Origin of the sequence: Loktanella agnita (assembly GCF_046640325.1) — a bacterium.
GTDB lineage: Bacteria > Pseudomonadota > Alphaproteobacteria > Rhodobacterales > Rhodobacteraceae > Yoonia > Yoonia agnita.
This window is the reverse complement of record NZ_JBJMBF010000034.1, coordinates 2,501-6,112: the sequence shown is the minus strand read 5'-3', so window position 1 is coordinate 6,112 and position 3,612 is coordinate 2,501. Positions and strand designations below refer to the sequence as shown.

2 rRNA genes are annotated in these 3,612 nt (G+C 51.0%); both read right to left on the bottom strand.

The window, feature by feature from the left end:
• Positions 1-304: 304 nt before the first annotated feature.
• A 5S ribosomal RNA gene (gene rrf / locus ACJ5NV_RS20240) occupies positions 305-419 on the bottom strand.
• A 130-nt stretch (positions 420-549) separates the two neighbouring features.
• Positions 550-3,386: ribosomal RNA gene (locus tag ACJ5NV_RS20235) — 23S ribosomal RNA — on the bottom strand.
• Positions 3,387-3,612 lie beyond the last annotated feature (226 nt).

The following is a 3,612-nucleotide window of genomic DNA, read 5'->3' as shown; positions in this document are numbered from 1 at the left end:
AACCGCTTGACCCAAAGCCCCAGTGCAACGCTTGAAGAGAGAGACACACACACGCTTTTTAGGGAGTTGTTCTATTTTAAAGCGTTATGCGAAAAACCGGAATCAGCTAACGCTGCCTGAAATCATAGATTTCAACGCATTAGCAGATACATTATGTCTCAGGTATTTCGACAAACGCTATAGGTAATTGGTAGTCAGCTGCGAAAGGATATTTGCTTTTGGTACGCTACTCTTTTGAGTCGGCGCTTACTGCATTTGTTTATGATTTATCATCGTCAGAGAGATACATGATGTTCTTTATTAGGTTTGGCGATGACTTACTCTCCCACGTCTTAAGACGCAGTACCATCAGCGCAGTGGCACTTAACTGCCGAGTTCGGGATGGGATCGGGTGTTTTGCTCACGCTATGATCACCAAACCGAATAAAGAACATCTCCGATGATTGCCAAGGCAATCACCGGAATTCCAAGTCACGTACGACTGTAGTGTGTGTATGTATCCTGATCGCAGACGCGCCATTGCGCGTCTTAACCCAGCTATTACTGGATCAAATCAAGCCTATCGAGCAATTAGTACCAGTCAACTGAACGTATCACTACGCTTACATCTCTGGCCTATCGACGAGGTGGTCTACCTCGGCTCTCAGGGATACCTTGTTTTGAGGGGGGCTTCCCGCTTAGATGCCTTCAGCGGTTATCCTGTCCGATCATAGCTACCCTGCACTGCCGTTGGCACGACAACAGGTCCACCAGTGGATCGTTCACCCCGGTCCTCTCGTACTAGGGGCAACTCCTCTCAAGTATCCTACACCCACGGAAGATAGGGACCGAACTGTCTCACGACGTTCTAAACCCAGCTCACGTACCTCTTTAAACGGCGAACAGCCGTACCCTTGGGACCTGCTCCAGCCCCAGGATGAGATGAGCCGACATCGAGGTGCCAAACGGTGCCGTCGATATGGACTCTTGGGCACCATCAGCCTGTTATCCCCAGCGTACCTTTTATCCGTTGAGCGATGGCCCTTCCACTCGGGACCACCGGATCACTATGGCCGTCTTTCGACTCTGCTCGACTTGTCAGTCTCGCAGTCAGGCTGGCTTCTGCCATTGCACTCAACGAGCGATTTCCGACCGCTCTGAGCCAACCTTCGCGCGCCTCCGTTACAATTTGGGAGGCGACCGCCCCAGTCAAACTACCCACCACGCAGGGTCCCGGACCCGGATAACGGGCCGCGGTTAGACATCAAGCAGAATAAGGGTGGTATCTCAAGGGAGGCTCCACAGAGACTAGCGTCCCTGCTTCAAAGCCTACCACCTATCCTGCACATACTGTGCCTGATGCCAATGCGAAGCTATAGTAAAGGTGCATGGGGTCTTTCCGTCTAACCGCGGGTATCCTGCATCTTGACAGGAAATTCAATTTCGCTGAGTCCACATTTGAGACAGCGGGGAAGTCGTTACGCCATTCGTGCAGGTCGGAACTTACCCGACAAGGAATTTCGCTACCTTAGGACCGTTATAGTTACGGCCGCCGTTTACCTGGGCTTCAATTCGGAGCTTGCACTCCTCCTTTTAACCTTCAGGCACCGGGCAGGCGTCAGACCCTATACGTCGTCTTGCGACTTCGCAGAGCCCTGTGTTTTTAGTAAACAGTCGCCACCCCCTGGTTTGTGCCCCCGCCCAAAAGTTGCCTTCTGAACGGGCCTCCTTCTCGCGAACTTACGGAGGTATTTTGCCGAGTTCCTTAAATGTGGTTCTCTCAAGCGCCTTGGTATTCTCTACCAGTCCACCTGTGTCGGTTTAGGGTACGATCTAGCGGAGGGCTATTTCCAGGAACCTCTCAAGGGCCTCCCCAATCCGATAAGGGGAAACAATCTTCGAGATCCGTCACATCCTCCTGGCCCAGGAATATTAACCTGGTTCCCATCGACTACGCCTTTCGGCCTCGCCTTAGGGGTCGGCTTACCCTGCTCAGATTAACTTTAAGCAGGAACCCTTGGACTTTCGGCGACAGGGTCTCTCACCCTGTTTGTCGCTACTCATGTCATCATTCTCACTAGTGATCTCTCCACCGGATCCCTCACAGGCCGGCTTCATCGAAAACGCCTCGCGTCCAACGTACCCGAAGGCACTAAGGACGCATGGCGTTATGTCACACTACGCTCTGCTACCATGCACTATGTGCATCCTAGACTTCGGCTCATGGCTTGAGCCCCGTTACATCTTCGCCGCAGGACAACTTATTTAGACCAGTGAGCTGTTACGCTATCTTTAAAGGATGGCTGCTTCTAAGCCAACCTCCTGGTTGTTTTGGTCGTCCCACCTGCTTTCCCACTTAGCCATGAATTAGGGGCCTTAGTCGTAGGTCAGGGTTGTTTCCCTCTCCACAACGGACGTTAGCACCCGCTGTGTGTCTGCCATCTAGTACTCCTCGGTATTCGGAGTTTGGTTAGGATCAGTAAGCCTGTGGGGCCCCATTACCCATCCAGTGCTCTACCCCCGAGGGTATTCGGATGACGCTCTACCTAAATAGATTTCGCAGAGAACCAGCTATCTCCGAGTTTGATTGGCCTTTCACCCCTAGGCACACCTCATCCCGACCTTTTTCAACAGGTGTGGGTTCGGACCTCCAGTAAGTGTTACCTTACCTTCATCCTGGACATGCCTAGATCACTCGGTTTCGGGTCTAATGCATCTAACTCAGTCGCCCTATTCAGACTCGCTTTCGCTGCGCCTACACCTAACGGCTTAAGCTTGCTAGATACACTAAGTCGATGACCCATTATACAAAAGGTACGCTGTCAGCTCTCAAGGAGCCTCCAACTGATTGTAGGCGTTCGGTTTCAGGAACTGTTTCACTCCCCTCGTCGGGGTGCTTTTCACCTTTCCCTCACGGTACTGGTTCGCTATCGGTCAGTAAGGAGTACTTAGCCTTCGAAGGTGGTCCTCCGATGTTCAGACAGAATTTCACGTGTTCCGCCCTACTTAATACGTCCAATTGTGCTTCATATACGGGGCTGTCACCCACTATGGCTGTGCTTCCCAACACATTCTATTCACACGCATGGCTCGGCTGGTCCCCGTTCGCTCGCCGCTACTAGGGGAGTATCTGTTGATTTCCTTTCCTCCGGGTACTTAGATGTTTCAGTTCCCCGGGTTTGCTTTTGTAAACCTATGTATTCAGTCTACAAATACCTAGTTTACCTTATTGTTAAGAACACTCCGCAAGGAGTATAATAACAACAAAGTATCAGGTGGGTTGCCCCATTCAGAAATCCATGGATCAAAGCTTATTCTCAGCTCCCCATGGCTTATCGCAGAGTATCACGTCTTTCATCGCCTCTTACTGCCAAGGCATCCACCAAACGCCCTTTTCGCGCTTGATTTGATCCAGAAAAAGCAAGGCTTTTTCAATGAACAGGCCCTTTTGTTGATTAAACCTGCTCTAAGATCAAAATGCATACATTGCAGTGCTTGCCGCTGGTTCGCGAGCAAACACTGTTCGAACAGCATTACTGCTGTTCCGGTTAGTGTACTTGACTTGGAACAAAATAGATTTTCAAGGCGTCAAACAGGTTCTTGCGAACCCTCAGCCTGTCTGGCAACTGCTTA